Genomic DNA, 16,378 nt, shown 5'->3' with positions numbered 1-16,378 from the left:
AACACATGACCAAGGGGACTACTCGGGCGGCGCGGCGCCGCCACTACGACGAACGCGAGACCTGGTCGCCGCAACGGCGTGAGCTGGAGCTCTTCGCACGATTGCCGGCGCAGATCGCGCACGCCAAGGCGCGTGCGCCGGCCTACGCGAGGTTGTTCGCCGGGATCGATCCGCGGGAGATTACCTCCCGCGCGGCGCTTGCCCGCTTGCCGGTGGTGCGCAAATCGGAACTGCTGGAGCTGCAAAAGAGAGAACGCCCATTCGGCGGTTTTGCCGCCGCCGGCTGGGGACGGGAGGTGCTGCGCGTGTTCGCCTCGCCCGGCCCGATCTACGAGCCCGAGGGCAACCGGCCGGATCATTACCGCATGGCGCGCGCTCTTTTTGCCGCCGGGTTCGCCGAGGGGGATCTGGTACAGAACACTTTTTCCTACCACATGACGCCGGCGGGCAGCATGATGGAGACCGGCGCCCATGCACTCGGCTGTACGGTCTTCCCCGCCGGGGTCGGGCAGACCGAACTGCAGGTACAGGCGATCGCCGACCTGAAACCGAATGCCTACACCGGGACTCCTTCCTTCCTGCGCATCTTGATCCACAAGTGCCGCGAGGCGGGCGTGCCGTTGTCCTTGCGCAAGGCCTTGGTCTCCGGCGAGGCGTTCCCCCCGGCTCTGCAGCGCGAGGTGGCCGAAGCCGGTATCGACGCCTATCAGGGCTACGCCACCGCCGACTTGGGGCTCGTCGCGTACGAGACGGAGGCGCGCGAGGGGCTGGTGCTAGACGAGGACGTGATCGTCGAGATCGTGCGCCCGGGCGGGAGCGAACCGGTGCCCGAGGGCGAGGTGGGGGAAGTGGTGGTCACCACCTTCAATCCGGTCTATCCTCTGATCCGCTTCGGCACCGGGGATCTCTCGGCCATCCTCCCTGGCATCTCGCCCTGCGGGCGCACGAACACACGCATCCGCGGTTGGCTCGGGCGGGCGGATCAGACGACCAAGGTCAAAGGGATGTTCGTGCATCCCTCGCAGGTGCTGGCGGTGGCCTCACGCCATCCCGAAGTGCGGCGGGCCCGGCTGGTGGTCGAGAACCCGAACTTGTCCGACGTCATGATCCTCGAATGCGAAGTGGCGGGAGGTGACGAGGGATTGCGCCTGGCGATCGAGACGACGCTGCGTGAAATCACCAAGCTGCGCGGCGAAGTACGCTTCGTGCCACCGGGTAGTCTGCCCAATGATGGTAAAGTGATCGACGATCGGAGAAAATATGACTGAAACCGAACCGCAGAAACGAACCTTGCCCTTGCTCGGGGGCATGACGGTGCTCGATCTCTCGCTCCTGTTGCCGGGGCCGATGGCTGCTTGGCATTTGGCCGAGCTTGGTGCACGCGTGATCAAGGTCGAGCCGCCGCAGGGGGACGACGCGGCGCGCATGGGGGTTCGACGAGCGGGTGATGCAACGTCCTTTTTCTATCGAAGTATCAACGGACGCAAGGAAATCCACCGCATCGACCTCAAGAGCGAAGAAGGTCGGGCGTGGTTCGAGGCGCGCCTGCGCGAAGCCGACGCCGTGATCGAAGGTTTCCGTCCCGGCGTGCTCGAGCGGCTCGGCCTGGGGTTCGAGGCCATGCGCAGTCTCAATCCGCGCATCGTGCTGGTGTCCATTTCCGGCTATGGTCAGGATGGCCCGATGGCGCAGGCGGCGGGGCACGACATCAACTATCTGGCGCTCGCCGGGGTGCTGCACCAGACCGGCACGGCCGGTGGGCCGCCCGCGCAGTGCAATCTGCAGATCGCCGACCTGCTGGGCGGGGCGCTGCATGCGGCGCTCGCCACGGTCGCTGCGGTGCATGCGGCGCGGCGCGACGGGGTCGGTGCCCATGTCGACCTCTCCATGACCGAGGCCAGCTGGGCGCATCTGGTCTTTCCTCTGGCGCAAGCCCTGGTCGAGGGGCGCAGCGAGCCGCGGGGTGAGGGCTTGCTCACTGGTGGGGTGCCGTGCTACGGGGTGTATGAAACCGCCGACGGGCGGCATCTCGCCGTGGGGGCACTGGAAGAGAAATTTTGGGTGCGGTTGTGTGAGGCGATCGGACGACCCGATCTCGTTCCTTTTCATCGCGCCGTGGGCGAGGAAGGGGTCAAGGCCAAGGCGGAACTGGCGGCGGTGCTGCGCACGCGCACGCGCGACGAATGGGCGGCGTTCTTCGCGCCGCACGATTGCTGTGTCACGCCGGTGCTTGCGCCCGAGGAAACGCTGGAGCATCCGCTCTTCCGGGAGCGGAAGGCGCTGAAAGCCGCGGAAGAAGGCGGCCCCTGGCCCCGTTCGCCGCTGCGGGTACGGCGGGGTTAGGTACCTTCTTTCCCGCTATCTCCTTTCGGCGAGGGCGCGGTTTTCTGACGCCGTCGCGCCGGCTTGGGTTTGGGCGCCGCAGACGAGTCAGGCGCAGGAGAGGCTTCCCGTCCTGTTTCTGCGGCAGTCCGGGCGACCGTTGAATCGGCTGCTTGCGGTGGTGGCGAGGGGGGCTGAGCAAAGGCCTGATGTGCCGCCTGGGTGGCGGTGGCGGTGGCCTCGACCGTTTGCTGGGCGGCCTGCTGCATCGTCTGCCACAGCTGTGCCATGGCCTCGAAGGGGTTGCCGGCCGGGGTGGTGGCCGCTTCCGCCGCCGCGGCCTGACTCGCCGTGCCCATCTGCGTGAGCGAGAGGATGGCGACGCGCTGCATCTCCAGCGATTGACGCGTCATCTGCAGGGTGCTCAGGTTCATCTGCAGCCATTGCTCCACCGCCTTGAATTCGGCGATGCGCCGCTCGACGTCGGCGAGATCCATCGTCGGAAACACCATTCCCGGAACCGGCACGCCGATGTTGGCGCACATCTGCCGCAAGAAGGCGAAAGGGTCATTACCCTCGAAGAAATTCTGCGTCATGGTCTTCCTCTCCGGTCGCGTGTTGCGCTATGAGCCGCTGTTCTCTCATGGCATTGTAGCGCGATGCGAACTTCAGCGCCTGAGGCGCAAGGGCATTTCCTCTTCGGGAATGCCTTCGTAGATTTCTTCACCTTCTGCTTCGTCGAATGAGGAGGGGAGCTCACGGCCGAGATCGAGCACTTCCAGCAGCTGGCGGGCGAAGGCCCGGGCGGTGTTGTTGAGGGGGGTGGGAAGTTGTGCCGGCAGGTGCTTTTGCAGCAACAGCTTGGTTGCCGAGACTGCTGGTACGGGGCGCAGGATGCGGCCGAGGTAAGGCGCCATCAGCTGGGCCACCGCGCGATCGGCGGCCTCGCGCTGCCAGACATTGACCGGCCACTGGCTGGGCACAGCATAGGCGCGGGGGAACTGCTCGAGGTCGGCGGTGACCGTGCGGATGTCCTCGTGCGACTCGCGAAACGGCAGCAACACGAGGTCGGACAGGGCATAGAGGCGCCGGTCGACGTCGGGGCGGTTGCCGCCACCGTCGATCACGCCGATCCAGTCATCCAGCGGGCGCAGCTTGTCGATGATGCGCTTGAGCGTGTCGAGCGAGCGCGCGTCGGCGATGACGTAGCGTCGCCCGCGCGGGTCGAGTGGCTGACGGGTGGTATCGGTGAGCACGCAGGCCGAGCGCCGGCCAAGCAGCCCCAGCCCGTGGCAGAGCAGGTGCGAGAGCGTGGTCTTGCCGGTGCCGCCTTTGTTGCCGATGATCGCAATCAGGATCGCCATGACGAAGAGCCTCGTGGTGGAGGGCAGCCTTGGCAGGATTATCGGCAGATACGCACCGACTCTTGAGGAAAATAGCGCCCACCTCTCCCGTCAATTCCCCAATTCCTGCGTTACCCCACCCGGTAGAGCCAGAGAGGACGATGGGTACCTTGCGGCACGATGTGGGCTTCGGGCACGATCCCGGGGATGGGGAACTCGTTGCTGCAGACCAGCGATCCCGGCGGGAGTTCCGCTCGAGCCTTGCGCCACAAGTCGGGCATGGGCACGGGTGAGAGGAAGGCGTAGAGCACGTCGTATCCTGCCCAAGGCAGCGCGAAGGCATCGCCTCGACGCAGATGCAGGTTTGGCAGGCCGCGGCCGCGCCAGCGTGCGATCAGGTGCGGCAGGACCGCCTGCTCGATACCGGTGAATTCGCCTCGAGGAAAAGCGCGGGCAAGCGCGACGGCGACGCGGCCCGTGCCGCTGCCCACGTCGAGGAAATGGAAAGGACGATCGGCGGGCAGCAGCGCCGCGAGCGCATCCACCGTGGCGCGGTGCGACAGGAAAAGGGGCACCCGGGCGCGCGTCGGGTTGCCGAAGACGAGGGCGAGCAGCACGAAGGCCGCGAGGTACCACCCCGGCGCGAGCCCCAAGCCATGCAGGAGCACGAGGGCAGGGGAGAAAATGAGCTGAAAGAGGATCCACCACCAGGGGCTGCGCAAGGACGCGGCGATCCCTGCAGCCGCGAGCGCCTGCAAGGCGAGGAGCGGCCACAGCCCGGCCACGAGGCCAAGATGCGCGGCGACGAAGGCGAGCAGCCAGCCCAGCAGCTGGGCCAGCGCCGCGGCAAGGAGCGGCGAGCGCGAGAGGCGGAACGTCATGCTTTCATGATACTACCTCGTGCCGCCTCGTGTGCTTCGGTGCTCAAGCCGGCACGGGCTGTCCTGCCGCAGAAGGCTCCGTCGCGCCGGCTTTGCCGATTTCCTGCCACCGCCGCCACAACACGGCGCGGCGGCGTTCGGCTTCTTCGCCCTGGGCCCGCTTGACGTGCCCGAACCCACGGATACGCTGCGGCAGGGCGAGCAGCTCGGTGGCGAGCGCCAGCCGCTCGGCGTCGAGTTCGCGCAAGACCCGCTCCACGTCGCCTTCGAATTCGGTGATGAGGGCGCGCTCCCAGCGCCGCTCCTCGGTGCGGGCGAAGGGGTCGAGCACCGTGCCGCGCAAGCGTTTCATCTTGGCGAGCAGCGCGAAGGCGTGGCGCATGGCCGGGCCGTACTCGCGCTTGGCAATGAGGCCGGTGACGGGGTCGGGGCGGGCGAGGAGCGGCGGGGCGAGGTGGAAGTGCACTTCGAACGGGCCTTCGAAGCGCGCTTCCAGCTTCTGCCAGAATGTGGGGTCGCAGTAGAGGCGCGCCACTTCGTATTCGTCCTTGATCGCCAGCAGCTTGAAGTAGGAGCGGGCCACGGCGTCGGTGAGCGGCATCGTGCCAGGCGTCTCTTCGGCAGGGGTGCCGCGCAGCGCACGCTCGGCGGCGCGTACGCGTTCCACCAGCCGGCGATAGCGCTCGGCGTAGGCTTCGTCCTGGTAGTCGACGAGATAGGCCGCGCGCCGCTCGATCACTTCGTCGAGCGTGCGGGCAAAGCGCGCTTCGGGCTCGGCTTCGGGGCGGGCGAAGTCGAGCACCGCCTGCGGGTCGTGGGCCATGCGCCGCCCCCAGAGGAAGGCGGCGCGGTTCATGTCGATGGCCACGCCGTTCAATTCGATCGCCCGCATGAGCGATTCGTGGCTCACCGGCACCCAGCCTTTCTGCCAGGCGTAGCCCAGCAGGAAGAGATTGGTGGCGATGGCGTCGCCCATGAGCCGGGTCGCGAGCCCCGTGGCGTCGAGGAATTCGGCCGGGGCCTCGCCCACGCGCTCACGAATGCGCGCTTGCATCTCCTGGGCCGAGAAGCGCCAGTCGGGATTGCGCAGGAAGTCGATGGTGGGAATCTCGGCGGCGTTGGTGACCACGCGCGTGCGCCCCGGGGCCATCTTGGTGAGCGCCTCGGCGCTCGCCGTCACGATGAGGTCGCCGCCGATGATCGCATCGGCCGCCCCGGCGGCGATGCGCACCGCGTGCAAGTCTTGCGGGGTGGCGGCGATGCGGATGTGGCTGAAGACCGAGCCGTTCTTCTGCGCGAGCCCCGTCATGTCGAGCACGGTGACGCCCTTGCCGTCGAGGTGCGCCGCCATGCCGATGAGCGCGCCGATGGTGATGACGCCCGTGCCGCCCACGCCGGTCACGAGCAGGTTCCAGGGCGATGCGAGCCCGGGCAGGGTCGGCTCGGGCGGCAGGGGAAAGCGACCCGGTTCGTCGGCGAGCGCCTTGCCCTTGCGCGGCCGCCCGCCTTCGATGGTCACGAAACTGGGGCAGAAGCCTTTGAGGCAGCTGTAGTCCTTGTTGCAATTGGATTGGTCGATGCGCCGTTTGCGCCCGAATTCGGTCTCCACCGGAACGACGGCCACGCAGTTCGAGTGCACCGTGCAGTCGCCGCACCCTTCGCACACCGCCTCGTGGATGAAGACGCGCTTTGGCGGATCGGGGTAGAGGCCGCGCTTGCGCCGACGCCGCTTCTCGGCGGCGCAGGTCTGGTCGTAGACGATGGCCGAGACGCCCGGAAGTTGGCGCAATTCGCGCTGGATCGCGTCGAGCTCGTCGCGGTGCCGAATCGGGACGTGGCGCAGATCCGCCGGCCCGTAGGGGCGCGCCGTGCCGTCGGTGACCACCACCACGTTGGCCACGCCTTCGGCTTGCAGTTGCTTGACGAGCATCGGCACGGTGAGCGGGCCATCGACCGGCTGCCCGCCGGTCATGGCCACGGCATCGTTGAAGAGGATCTTGTAGGTGATATTGACTCCGGCGGCCACCGCCTGGCGGATGGCGAGGATGCCTGAGTGGAAGTAGGTGCCATCGCCCATGTTGGCGAAGAGGTGGCGCTCTTCGGTGAAAGGGGCTTGACCGACCCAGGGGACGCCCTCTCCGCCCATGTGGGTGAACGTGGCCGTGCGTCGTTCGGGCATCCAGGTGACCATGTAATGACAGCCGATGCCGGCCACGGCACGGCTTCCTTCCGGCACGTGCGTGGAGGTGTTGTGCGGGCATCCGGGGCAGAAAGTGGGGACGCGCTCAGCGACGGGAGGGCGAACGGTGAGGGCGCGTTCGCTCGCGTCGAGGAAGGCCAGGCGCTCGCGGATGCGCTCGGAGGTGTAGAAACGCGCGATGCGCTGGGCGATCACCCGGGCGATCTGCGACGGGTTGAGCTCCCCCGCGGCAGGCAACAGCCACTGACCGTGGTCCACTTTGCCATCGGGGCGCAGGATGTGCGCCCATTCACCTTTTTCGTCGAATTTGCCGATCACTCGCGGGCGCACGTCCTCACGCCAGTTGTAGAGTTCTTCCTTGAGTTGGTATTCGATGAGTTGGCGTTTCTCCTCGACGACGAGGATCTCCTCGAGCCCTTCGGCGAAGCGGCGCACGCCTTCGGCCTCGAGTGGCCAGACCATGCCGACTTTGTAGACACGAATGCCGATTCGGGCGGCGAGCTCCTCGTCGATGCCCAGATCGTCGAGCGCCTGGCGCACGTCCAGATAGGCTTTGCCGGAGGTGATGATGCCCAGGCGCGGCTGCGGCGAATCGATGACCACGTGATTGAGCCCGTTGGCGCGGCAGTAGGCGAGCGCGGCGTAGAGCTTGTGGTGCAGCAGCCGTTTCTCCTGCACCAGCGGCGGATCGGGCCAGCGGATGTTGAGCCCGTCGGGCGGCAGGGGGAAGTCCTCGGGGATGCGTGTTTCGATGCGGAAGGGATCGACGTCGATCGAGGCCGAGGTTTCCACCGTGTCGGCGAGGGCCTTGAAGGCCACCCAGCAGCCGCAGTAGCGCGACAGGGCGTAACCGTGGATGCCCAGGTCGAGGTATTCCTGCACGCCGGCCGGGGCGAGCACCGGCATCATCAGCGCCTTGAAGACGTGGTCGGTCTGGTGCGGTAGCGTGGAGGACTTGGCGGCATGGTCGTCGCCGGCCACGGCAAGCACGCCACCGAAGCGCGAAGTGCCGGCGGCATTGGCATGGCGGAAGACGTCGCCGCAGCGATCGACCCCCGGTCCCTTGCCGTACCACATGGCGAAGACGCCGTCGTATTTGGCTCCGGGAAAGAGCCCCACTTGCTGGGTGCCCCAGACGGCGGTGGCGGCGAGATCTTCATTGACGCCGGGCTGGAAGACGACGTGATGCGAGCGTAGATGTTCCTTGGCGCGCCACAAGGTCTGATCGAGTCCGCCGAGCGGCGAGCCCCGGTAGCCGGAGACGAAGCCGGCCGTGTTGAGCCCGGCGGCTTCGTCGCGCTCACGCTGGATGAGCAGCAGGCGCACGAGTGCCTGGTAGCCGGTGAGATAGACGCGTCCAGTGACGCGATAGCGGTCGTCGAGCGACGCAAGGGGGGCGGCCACGGCGGGCGTGGTGGCAGGGGTGCTGGCCATCGGTGTCTCCTCCGTTCATCCGCCGGGTTCGCTCGTGGCGAGTCGGCGGGGGTCCATGCGATCGGGCGCGTGGGTAGGCGCCCCTTTGCATTTCAGCTTAGTCGAGGAGTAAGCCTAGTGCCAAACGGTCGATGAGGGCAGTCGGGTAAACCCTGAAGGTTCAATCGCGGTGATAGGGATGCCCTGCCGTCAAACTCCAGGCGCGATAGAGCGCCTCGATCAGGACGACACGGGCGAGCGCGTGTGGCAGCGTCAGGCTGGAGAGACGCACCGTTTCGTCGGCGGTCTGCAAGAGCGTGGGATCGAGCCCGTCGGGGCCGCCGATGAGGAGCGCCACGTCACGCCCGTCGTGGCGCCAGGACTGGAGCCGATCGGCGAGCTGCTTCGTGTTGAGGTCGGCACCGCGCTCGTCGAGCGCGACGAGGCGTGTTCCAGTAGGGATCTGCGCGCGCAGGCGCTCGGCTTCGCGGCGCTTGAGCTCGGACACCGATTTGCCGCCGGTACGCGGCTCGGTCTTGACTTCGACGATCGTCAACGGCAGATCGGGAGGGAAACGCCGCGCGTATTCAGTGCAGGCCGTCTCGGCCCAAGCGGGTAGGCGCGTACCCACCGCGAGCAGGGTGAGCTTCATCGTGCGTCGTTCAGGTGCCTTGGCGGGCAGTGGCGCCGTGCTGCCACAGGTCTTCGAGGCGATAGTAGGCGCGCACGGCCGGCTGCATGACGTGTACGACGACCGGTCCGAGATCGACGAGCACCCATTCGCCCAGAGCCTCGCCCTCGACGCCGACGATGGGGATGCCGGCCTCCTTGGCGCGCTGGATCACGCGTTGGGCGAGCGCCTTCGTCTGACGCGTGGACTGGGCGCTGGCGACGACGACGCGGTCGAAGAGCGGCGAGAGCGCTCGCGTGTCGAACACGCGGATGTCCTCGCCCTTGACGTCTTCGAGGGCTTCGACGGACAGGGCGGCGATGGCTTCGGCATCGAGTAGGGTGTCGGTGGTGGTCATGGGTTTCCAGGGTCTCCTTGGTACAGTGAATGGGTGGTGATGTAGCGCAGCACCGCCTCCGGCAAGAGATAGCGGGCGCTGCGTCCCTCGTACAGCAGCCGGCGGATCGTGGTGGCCGAGATGGCGAGCGGCGTGTTGCGGAAGAATCCGACGAGGCCGGCCGGCGTTTCGGCGAACCGCGCGAGTTTGGGCGCGCGCCGCTCAGCGAGCACGTCCTGCAAGGCCGGTGGTAGCCCCGCGCCGGGCTCGGGCGGATCGTCTTCGGGCGGTTCGCTGCCCCAGGGCGGCGGAAAATCTGGCCGCATGGCGACGAGCACGTGGGCCAGTTCGAAGAGCCGCTGCCACTGGTGCCACGAGGGTAGGCCGAAGAAGGCGTCGGCGCCGAGGATCAGCACGAGAGATCGGCGTGGACCGTAGCGGCGCCGCAAGGTTTCCAGGGTGATGACGGTGTAGCTCTTGCCGCTGCGGCGCAACTCCAGATCGTCGGCACGAAAGGCGGCATGGCCACGGAGGGCGCAGCGGACCATGCCGAGCCGATGGACGGCCGGGGTGCCCGGCGCGGGGCGATGCGGCGGGTCGCCTGCTGGGATGAAGAGCACGCGCTCGAGCGCGAGCGCCTCGCGCGCCTCTTCGGCGAGCCGCAGGTGGCCGTAGTGGATCGGGTCGAACGTGCCGCCGAGTATGCCGATCGGCCGCAGTGAGGCGTTAGCGGGGACCGAAGACATCGCGTACTTGCAGGTAGAGCCCGGCGAAGAGCGTCGGCACGAGTACCAGCGGCAGCAGGAACAGAGCGATGCCGAGCACGTAGGGATGGATGAGCGCGGCCAGAAAGGATAACGCGAGCACCAGGGCGAAAACGACGGCAGCAATGCCTAACGCATATACGAGCAAGGCGCGCCAGTTGCGTAGGGTGGCATAGAAACTGAAAAAGAGCGCCTTGGGCCAAGGTTGCCGGTGCCAGGCGACCAGAGCCGGGGCGAACCAGTAGGCCATGGTCACCGGCAGCGCTATCGCGAGCCAGACGAGCAACGGCCACAGGAGCTGGGGCTCGCTCTCGAGCGAGGCAGGATCGATCGTGCCGCGATACAGCCCGAGCATCAGGCCGCCGTCGACGAGGATCGTGGCGAGTACGGCGAGCAGGTTTCCCGCCAGCTGAAAAGCACCCAGCGCGGCGAGCGAGCGCCACGGCCCACGAAAACCGGCGAAGAGCACTTCTGGTCCCGGACGGCGCCCGCCCTCGGCAGCCGCCATACCCTCGAGCACGCCGATCGAAAGGATGGGCATGAGCAGTGCTGCGAGAAACTGACCGAGGTAGGGCAGGCTCGAGGCAAGCAACAGCAGCAGGACGTAGGCAAAGCTCACGTAACTCGTGAGCGCGGGGGCGCGGCGCCACAGCGCGAACCCTTCGGTGATCCAGCGCCAGCCGTGCGAATATCCAAGGATGTGGGCGTGCATGCGAAGCCGGCGCTCACCAGGACTTGATGATCCACATCGGCACGGAGAGCTCGGGCGTACCGTCGAATCGCTCCATCACGCCATTGCCGGTACGATCGATCAGATAGTACGGTGTGCCCCCATGGGCCGGTACGACCTTGATCATATAGACGCGCCCTCCGATGCGGTATTCGGTGACTTCGTCTTCCCCTTCCTTGCGAATCGTCACTTGAGGCTCGAGCAGATCCTCTTCGGTGATGGGTCCGGGCAGCGGCGGCGGCTCCGGGATCGGTTCGAGCGGCGGGCGCGAGGATTGCTGCGCCCAAGCCGTGCCGGCCATGAGCAAGGAGGCGAACAGGAAGGGGCGAAGGCGGGGTTTCATGGATACGATTCCGACGGGGAGGCTTCTTGCCGGCATTCTACAATAGCGGCAGGCAGACTCGCCCTTTTCTTCGCTTTTTCACAGGTTGAGCATCAGCTCGCGCTCCGTGGGCAGGGGCTCGAAACCGCGGCTTTCGTAGTACTTGAAGATCGCCGCGACGATCTCGTCGGGATCGTCGATGAGCTGCACGATGTCGAGGTCCTTCTCGTCGATCATCCCTTCTCCCACGAGCCGCTCGCGTGCCCACTCGAGCAACCCTTCCCAGAATGGGCGGTGTACCAGGATCAGTGGGATGCGCCGGCTCTTGCCGGTCTGGATGAGCGTCATGGCCTCGAAAAGTTCATCGAGGGTACCGAATCCACCTGGCAATACGACGTAGGCCGAGGCGAACTTCACGAACATGTATTTGCGCGCGAAGAAGTGCCGGAACGTCTGCGAGATGTCCTGGTAGGGGTTGGCGTGCTGCTCGTGCGGCAACTGGATGTTGAGCCCCACCGAGGGGCTCTTGCCGAAGTAGGCGCCTTTGTTGGCCGCTTCCATCACACCCGGCCCTCCGCCGGAGATGACGGTGAACCCGGCGTCCGAGAGCTTGCGCGCGATGCGCTCGGCGAGCAGATAATAAGGGTGGTCGGGCACGACACGGGCGCTGCCGAAGATGCTCACCGCCGGGCGGATGGCGGCGAGCCGCTCGGTGCCCTCGACGAATTCGGCCATGATGCCGAAGATGCGCCAGGATTCGCGCCCGTTGTATTGAATGTCCTTGGGGTCGACGACCGGATTGGGGAGTTTGTCGTTCAACGGCATGGTCTTCCTTTCATCGTGCGCCGAACCGCGGTATAGTTGCCCGTTTGCAAGCCTCTGTGAGAGACGCCATGACGACGCGTCTGCTGCTCGTCGACGGTTCGAGCTATCTTTATCGAGCGTATCACGCTTTGCCCGATCTTCGTACTTCCCGGGGAGAGCCCACGGGCGCCATCCGCGGGGTCCTGTCGATGCTGCGGCGCCTGACGCAGGAATTCCCCGCGCCGTATCGGGCCTGCGTGTTCGATGCGCCGGGCAAAACCTTTCGCGACGAATGGTACCCGCAGTACAAGGCGCAGCGCCCCGAAATGCCCGAGGACCTCGCCGCGCAGATTCCCGTGCTGCACGAGGCGATCGAGGCCGAGGGCTGGCCGCTCCTGGTGATCCCGGGAGTGGAGGCCGACGACGTGATCGGCACGCTCACCCGCCAGGCGCTGGCACGCGGCTGGGAAGTGGTGATCTCCACCGGCGACAAGGACCTCACCCAACTCGTTGGACCGGGGGTCTTGTGGGTCGACACCATGCGCGGCGAGAAGCTCGACGCCCAGGGCGTGGAGGAGAAATTCGGCGTTCCGCCCGAGCGCATCGTCGATTACCTGGCGCTGGTGGGAGACACGGTCGACAACGTCCCCGGCGTGGCGGGCTGCGGCCCCAAGACGGCAGCGAAATGGCTGCGGCAATACGGTTCGCTCGATGCCTTGCTGGCGCACGCCGACGAGATCAAGGGGCAGGTGGGGGAAAACTTGCGTGCGGCACGCGATTTTCTGCCGCTGGCAAGAAAGCTCCTGACCGTGCGCTGTGACCTCGAACTGCCGGTGCGGCTGGAAGATCTGCAGGCGCGGCCGCCCCAGCGCGAGAAACTCCTCGCGCTCTATGAACGGCTCGAATTCCGCACCTGGTTGAATGAACTGCGGGCACAGGGAGTCGAGGCGGTGGCCGAGTCGAGCGACGATGATGGGTTCGAATCGCCGGCGCAGGCCGCGGCGCGGCGTTCGGCCTACGCCTGCCTCACCGACTGGGACGAATTCGAGCGCTGGCTCGGTGAAATCGAGCAGGGCGCCCGCGTGGCGTTCGATACCGAAACGACCAGCCTGGACGCGCGCAAGGCTTCCCTCGTCGGCATCTCCTTCGCCGTGGGCCCGGGCCGGGCGTGCTACATTCCACTCGCGCATCGAGGGCTCGAGGTCGGGCCGCAGCTGCCGCGCGAAGAAGTGCTGCGCCGGCTCGCACCCTGGTTCGCCGCGGCCGAGGGCAAGGTGGCGCAGAACGCGAAGTACGACTGGCACGTGCTCGCGGCGCACGGGGCCGAGCCGGGCGGGATCATCGACGACACGATGTTGATGTCCTACGTGCTCGAGAGCGACGCCCAGCACGACCTCGACCGGCTCAGCCGCCGCTGGCTGTCGCTCGAACCGCTCACCTATGCCGAGGTATGCGGCAGCGGCAAGAAACAGATCGGCTTCGACGAGGTGCCGCCGGCGCGCGCGGCAGCCTATGCCGCCGAGGATGCGGACCTCACTTGGCGGCTCTTCGACGTGCTCTCGGCCAAGCTCGCTGCCGAACCCAAGCTCGAACGCGTCTATCGCGACATCGAGCGTCCGCTCGTGCCCGTGTTGGTGGCCATGGAGCGCGCCGGCGTGGCGATCGATCCCAAAGTGCTCGCGGCCCAATCGTGCGAATTCGAAACCCAGCTGCGCGCGCTCGAGCAGAAAGCCCATGAGCTTGCCGGGCGATCGTTCAATCTCGCCTCGCCCAAGCAGGTCGCCGAACTCCTGTTTGGCGAGCTGGGCCTGAAAGCGGCCAAAAAAACCGCCGGCGGGCAGGCTTCGACCAGCGAGGAAGTGCTCGAGCGCCTGGCACACGAGCATCCCATCGTCGAAGTGCTGCTGCAGCACCGCCAACTCTCGAAACTGAAGAACACCTATCTCGACAAGCTGCCGAAGATGATCGATCCGCGCACGGGGCGGGTGCACACCACCTTTTCCCAGAGCGTGGTGGTTACGGGGCGCTTGTCCTCGAGCGAGCCGAACCTGCAGAACATCCCGGCGCGCACGCCCGAGGGGCGGCGCATCCGCTCGGCCTTCGTCGCTCCGCCCGGCTGTCTGCTGCTGTCGGCGGATTATTCCCAGATCGAGCTGCGCATCATGGCGCACCTCTCGGGCGACGCGACCCTGGTGGCGGCCTTCCTGCACGGCGAGGACATCCACAAGCACACCGCTGCCGAGATCTTCGCGGTGCCTCTCGATGCGGTCACGCCTGAACAGCGGCGCGTGGCCAAGACCATCAACTTCGGTCTCATCTACGGCATGAGCGCGCATGGCCTGGCGCGCAGCCTGGGGATCGACCGCGCTGCGGCGCAGGAGTACATCGACCGCTATTTCGCGCGTTATCCGGGCGTGGCGGCCTACATGGAGCAGGCGCGAAAGACGGCCTATGAGCAGGGCTACGTCGAGACCCTCTACGGCCGCCGGGTGTGGCTGCGCCACATCCGCTCGCGCAACCCGGCCCAACGCCAGGCCGACGAGCGGGCGGCGATCAACGCGCCGATGCAGGGCACCGCGGCCGATCTCATCAAACTCGCGATGATCGGCGTGCATCGTGCCTTGCAGGAGCAAGGCCGCGCGGCGAGGCTCGTCCTGCAGGTGCACGACGAGCTGGTGCTGGAAGTCCCGGAAGCGGAGATCGAGGCCGTGCGTACCCTCGTCACCGACCAGATGCAGAACGTCGCCGAGCTGCGCGTGCCGCTCGTGGTCGACGTCGGCGTGGGCCGTAATTGGGACGAGGCGCATTGATGGAGCGAAGTGTGGATTCTTCCTGGATGCTCTATCGCCGGCTGTGGGGTTATGTGCGTCCCTATCGTGCGGCCTTTGCCACGGCCCTGCTCGGCTACATGATTTTCGCCAGCGGCCAGCCGATGATGATGGGTGCGCTGAAGTATTTCGTCGATGGCCTGACCGACCCGGCGCGGGCACAGCTGCTGGTGCCGGGCTGGGGGGTAGTCGACACGCTCTATCTCGTGCCGGCGGCCCTGATGTTGGTGGCCCTCTGGCAAGGGATCGGTTCGTTTCTCGGCGCCTATTCCATGTCCAAGGTGTCCGTCGGACTCATCCACGATTTGCGGGCGGCGCTCTTCGCGCACGGGTTGAGGCTCCCTACGGCCTATTACGACAGCCAGGATTCGGGCCGGATCGTCTCGCGGCTCACCTTCGACGTGACCATGACCACGGGCGCCGTGACCGAGGCGGTGCGCGTCGTCGTGCGCGAGGGGCTGACAGTGGTCGCCCTCTTTGGCTATCTGCTGTGGTCGAACTGGAAACTCACGCTGATGTTGGCGGTTCTGCTTCCGGTGCTCGGAGTGATGATGCGCAGTGCTGGACGCAAGCTTCGCTCAGCGTCTCGACGCCTCCAAGAATCGATGGGGCGCATCACTGCGCTCGCCACCGAGGTGGTGATGGCGCAGCGCGTCATCAAAGCCTTTGGCGGCGAACGGCGGGAACTGGAGCGCTTTACGCAGGCCAACGCAGAAGATTTCCAACGTCAGCTGCGCTTGGCGCGGATCGGAGCGAGAAATAGCTCGACGATACAGCTCGTCACCTTCGTGGCGATCGGCGCTCTGCTGTGGCTCGTGTTGTGGTTGCGCGGCGACGCCACGGCCGGCGACCTGGTGGCTTATGTCACGGCGGCCGGGCTTTTGCCCAAGCCGATTCGGCAGCTGACCGAAGTCAATGCCCGTATCGCCCGAGGTTTGGCCGGAGCGGAGAGTATCTTCTCGCTGCTCGACGTGCCACCGGAGCGCGACGAGGGGAGCTTTGCCCTCGAGCGCGCCCGCGGCGAGATCGCCTACGAGGGTGTGCGCTTCCGTTACCCGAATGCTCAAGACTGGGCGCTCGACGGGTTGGATCTACGCATCGAGCCGGGTTCCGTCGTCGCCTTGGTCGGCCCTTCGGGCAGCGGCAAGTCGACCTTGGCCCAGCTGCTGTTGCGCTTCTACGATCCCACCGAAGGCTGCATCCGGCTCGACGGCGTTCCCTTGCCGCAATGGCGGCTCGCGGCGCTGCGCCGCCAGATCGCCTACGTCGGGCAACAAGTGGTGCTGTTCGACGCGACTGTGGCGGAGAACATCGCCTACGGCGCGGGCGAGCGGCAGGTGTCGCGCGAGGAGATCATTGCGGCGGCGCGCGCGGCGCACGCACTGGAGTTCATCGAGCGCCTGCCGCAAGGCTTCGATACCCCCATCGGCGAGAACGGGGCGCTGCTTTCCGGCGGCCAGCGCCAGCGCCTGGCGATCGCCCGCGCCCTCCTGAAAGACGCGCCGGTACTGGTGCTCGACGAGGCCACCTCGGCCCTGGACAACGAATCCGAGCGCGCGGTGCAAGCCGCGCTGGAGACCCTTATGCAGGGGCGCACGACGCTCGTGATCGCGCACCGCCTCACGACGGTGGAGCGGGCCGATCGCATCGTGGTGATGGAGCGCGGGCGCATCGTCGAAAGCGGCACGCACGCACAGCTGCTCGCCGCGGGGGGGCGCTATGCCCAGCTGTACCGGGAGGATCTAGTGGCATGAATGCTGGAAT

At 66.8% G+C, this 16,378-nt stretch carries 14 protein-coding genes; 4 read left to right on the top strand and 10 right to left on the bottom strand.

Features of this window, described 5'->3' with window-relative positions:
* Window positions 1–5: 5 nt before the first annotated feature.
* Together GV368_RS07895 and GV368_RS07890 are read left to right on the top strand one after the other, a co-directional pair.
* Complete coding sequence (locus tag GV368_RS07895) at window positions 6–1,268, top strand: phenylacetate--CoA ligase family protein (RefSeq protein ID WP_169116126.1); 1,263 nt, start codon at window positions 6–8, stop codon at window positions 1,266–1,268.
* On the top strand, window positions 1,261–2,343 hold the full coding sequence (locus tag GV368_RS07890) for a CaiB/BaiF CoA transferase family protein (protein ID WP_206673350.1): 1,083 nt from the start codon (window positions 1,261–1,263) through the stop codon (window positions 2,341–2,343). Before GV368_RS07895 ends, GV368_RS07890 begins: the two co-directional genes overlap by 8 nt.
* Here GV368_RS07890 and GV368_RS07885 read toward each other — a convergent pair.
* The 10 genes from GV368_RS07885 to GV368_RS07840 form a co-directional block, all read right to left on the bottom strand.
* Window positions 2,340–2,918 carry a PhaM family polyhydroxyalkanoate granule multifunctional regulatory protein gene (locus GV368_RS07885; RefSeq protein WP_169116125.1) on the bottom strand — a complete coding sequence of 193 codons (579 nt, stop codon included), beginning with the start codon at window positions 2,916–2,918 and terminating at the stop codon, window positions 2,340–2,342. The genes GV368_RS07890 and GV368_RS07885 overlap by 4 nt on opposite strands.
* 72 nt (window positions 2,919–2,990) lie before the next feature.
* On the bottom strand, window positions 2,991–3,686 hold the full coding sequence (locus tag GV368_RS07880) for a nucleotide-binding protein (protein WP_142809391.1): 696 nt from the start codon (window positions 3,684–3,686) through the stop codon (window positions 2,991–2,993).
* Window positions 3,687–3,796: 110 nt separating this feature from the next.
* Window positions 3,797–4,546, bottom strand: a complete 750-nt coding sequence (locus GV368_RS07875) for a class I SAM-dependent methyltransferase (protein ID WP_169116124.1) — start codon at window positions 4,544–4,546, stop codon at window positions 3,797–3,799.
* A 43-nt stretch (window positions 4,547–4,589) separates the two neighbouring features.
* Window positions 4,590–8,180: an indolepyruvate ferredoxin oxidoreductase family protein gene (locus GV368_RS07870; protein WP_169116123.1), complete on the bottom strand. Its 3,591-nt coding sequence runs from the start codon at window positions 8,178–8,180 to the stop codon at window positions 4,590–4,592.
* A gap of 160 nt (window positions 8,181–8,340) precedes the next feature.
* Window positions 8,341–8,811: a 23S rRNA (pseudouridine(1915)-N(3))-methyltransferase RlmH gene (gene rlmH, locus GV368_RS07865; RefSeq protein ID WP_142803877.1), complete on the bottom strand. Its 471-nt coding sequence runs from the start codon at window positions 8,809–8,811 to the stop codon at window positions 8,341–8,343.
* Window positions 8,812–8,821: 10 nt separating this feature from the next.
* Window positions 8,822–9,187 (bottom strand): ribosome silencing factor, encoded by a 366-nt coding sequence (gene rsfS / locus GV368_RS07860; protein WP_142803876.1) that lies wholly within the window; start codon window positions 9,185–9,187, stop codon window positions 8,822–8,824.
* The gene (gene nadD, locus GV368_RS07855) at window positions 9,184–9,912 is read right to left on the bottom strand and encodes a nicotinate-nucleotide adenylyltransferase (protein WP_169116122.1); all 729 of its coding nucleotides are present in this window, start codon (window positions 9,910–9,912) and stop codon (window positions 9,184–9,186) included. The genes rsfS and nadD overlap by 4 nt, the downstream gene beginning before the upstream one ends.
* A complete protein-coding gene (locus GV368_RS07850) occupies window positions 9,893–10,642 on the bottom strand; it encodes a BPSS1780 family membrane protein (protein ID WP_169116121.1) in 750 nt (249 codons plus the stop codon). The genes nadD and GV368_RS07850 overlap by 20 nt, the downstream gene beginning before the upstream one ends.
* 13 nt (window positions 10,643–10,655) lie before the next feature.
* Entirely contained in the window at window positions 10,656–11,003 is a 348-nt protein-coding gene (locus GV368_RS07845; protein WP_206673349.1) for a DUF2782 domain-containing protein, read from the bottom strand.
* A 78-nt stretch (window positions 11,004–11,081) separates the two neighbouring features.
* The gene (locus GV368_RS07840) at window positions 11,082–11,807 is read right to left on the bottom strand and encodes an LOG family protein (protein WP_169116120.1); all 726 of its coding nucleotides are present in this window, start codon (window positions 11,805–11,807) and stop codon (window positions 11,082–11,084) included.
* A gap of 68 nt (window positions 11,808–11,875) precedes the next feature.
* On the opposite strand from GV368_RS07840, the gene polA reads away from it, so the two are divergent.
* Both polA and msbA read left to right on the top strand, forming a co-directional pair.
* The gene (gene polA / locus GV368_RS07835; protein WP_169116119.1) at window positions 11,876–14,596 is read left to right on the top strand and encodes a DNA polymerase I; all 2,721 of its coding nucleotides are present in this window, start codon (window positions 11,876–11,878) and stop codon (window positions 14,594–14,596) included.
* Window positions 14,596–16,368 (top strand): lipid A export permease/ATP-binding protein MsbA, encoded by a 1,773-nt coding sequence (gene msbA, locus GV368_RS07830; protein ID WP_169116118.1) that lies wholly within the window; start codon window positions 14,596–14,598, stop codon window positions 16,366–16,368. Before polA ends, msbA begins: the two co-directional genes overlap by 1 nt.
* Window positions 16,369–16,378 lie beyond the last annotated feature (10 nt).

Source organism: Tepidiphilus baoligensis (assembly GCF_012911495.1).
In the GTDB taxonomy this organism is placed as follows: domain Bacteria; phylum Pseudomonadota; class Gammaproteobacteria; order Burkholderiales; family Rhodocyclaceae; genus Tepidiphilus; species Tepidiphilus olei.
This window is presented reverse-complemented; position numbering and strand designations above follow the sequence as displayed.

Coding starts and splice junctions, on each gene's coding strand:
- GV368_RS07895 (WP_169116126.1), top strand. CDS start 6: ATGACCAAGGGGACTACTCGGGCGGCGCGGCGCCGCCACTACGACGAA.
- GV368_RS07890 (WP_206673350.1), top strand. CDS start 1,261: ATGACTGAAACCGAACCGCAGAAACGAACCTTGCCCTTGCTCGGGGGC.
- GV368_RS07885 (WP_169116125.1), bottom strand. CDS start 2,918: ATGACGCAGAATTTCTTCGAGGGTAATGACCCTTTCGCCTTCTTGCGG.
- GV368_RS07880 (WP_142809391.1), bottom strand. CDS start 3,686: ATGGCGATCCTGATTGCGATCATCGGCAACAAAGGCGGCACCGGCAAG.
- GV368_RS07875 (WP_169116124.1), bottom strand. CDS start 4,546: ATGACGTTCCGCCTCTCGCGCTCGCCGCTCCTTGCCGCGGCGCTGGCC.
- GV368_RS07870 (WP_169116123.1), bottom strand. CDS start 8,180: ATGGCCAGCACCCCTGCCACCACGCCCGCCGTGGCCGCCCCCCTTGCG.
- rlmH (WP_142803877.1), bottom strand. CDS start 8,811: ATGAAGCTCACCCTGCTCGCGGTGGGTACGCGCCTACCCGCTTGGGCC.
- rsfS (WP_142803876.1), bottom strand. CDS start 9,187: ATGACCACCACCGACACCCTACTCGATGCCGAAGCCATCGCCGCCCTG.
- nadD (WP_169116122.1), bottom strand. CDS start 9,912: ATGTCTTCGGTCCCCGCTAACGCCTCACTGCGGCCGATCGGCATACTC.
- GV368_RS07850 (WP_169116121.1), bottom strand. CDS start 10,642: ATGCACGCCCACATCCTTGGATATTCGCACGGCTGGCGCTGGATCACC.
- GV368_RS07845 (WP_206673349.1), bottom strand. CDS start 11,003: ATGAAACCCCGCCTTCGCCCCTTCCTGTTCGCCTCCTTGCTCATGGCC.
- GV368_RS07840 (WP_169116120.1), bottom strand. CDS start 11,807: ATGCCGTTGAACGACAAACTCCCCAATCCGGTCGTCGACCCCAAGGAC.
- polA (WP_169116119.1), top strand. CDS start 11,876: ATGACGACGCGTCTGCTGCTCGTCGACGGTTCGAGCTATCTTTATCGA.
- msbA (WP_169116118.1), top strand. CDS start 14,596: ATGGAGCGAAGTGTGGATTCTTCCTGGATGCTCTATCGCCGGCTGTGG.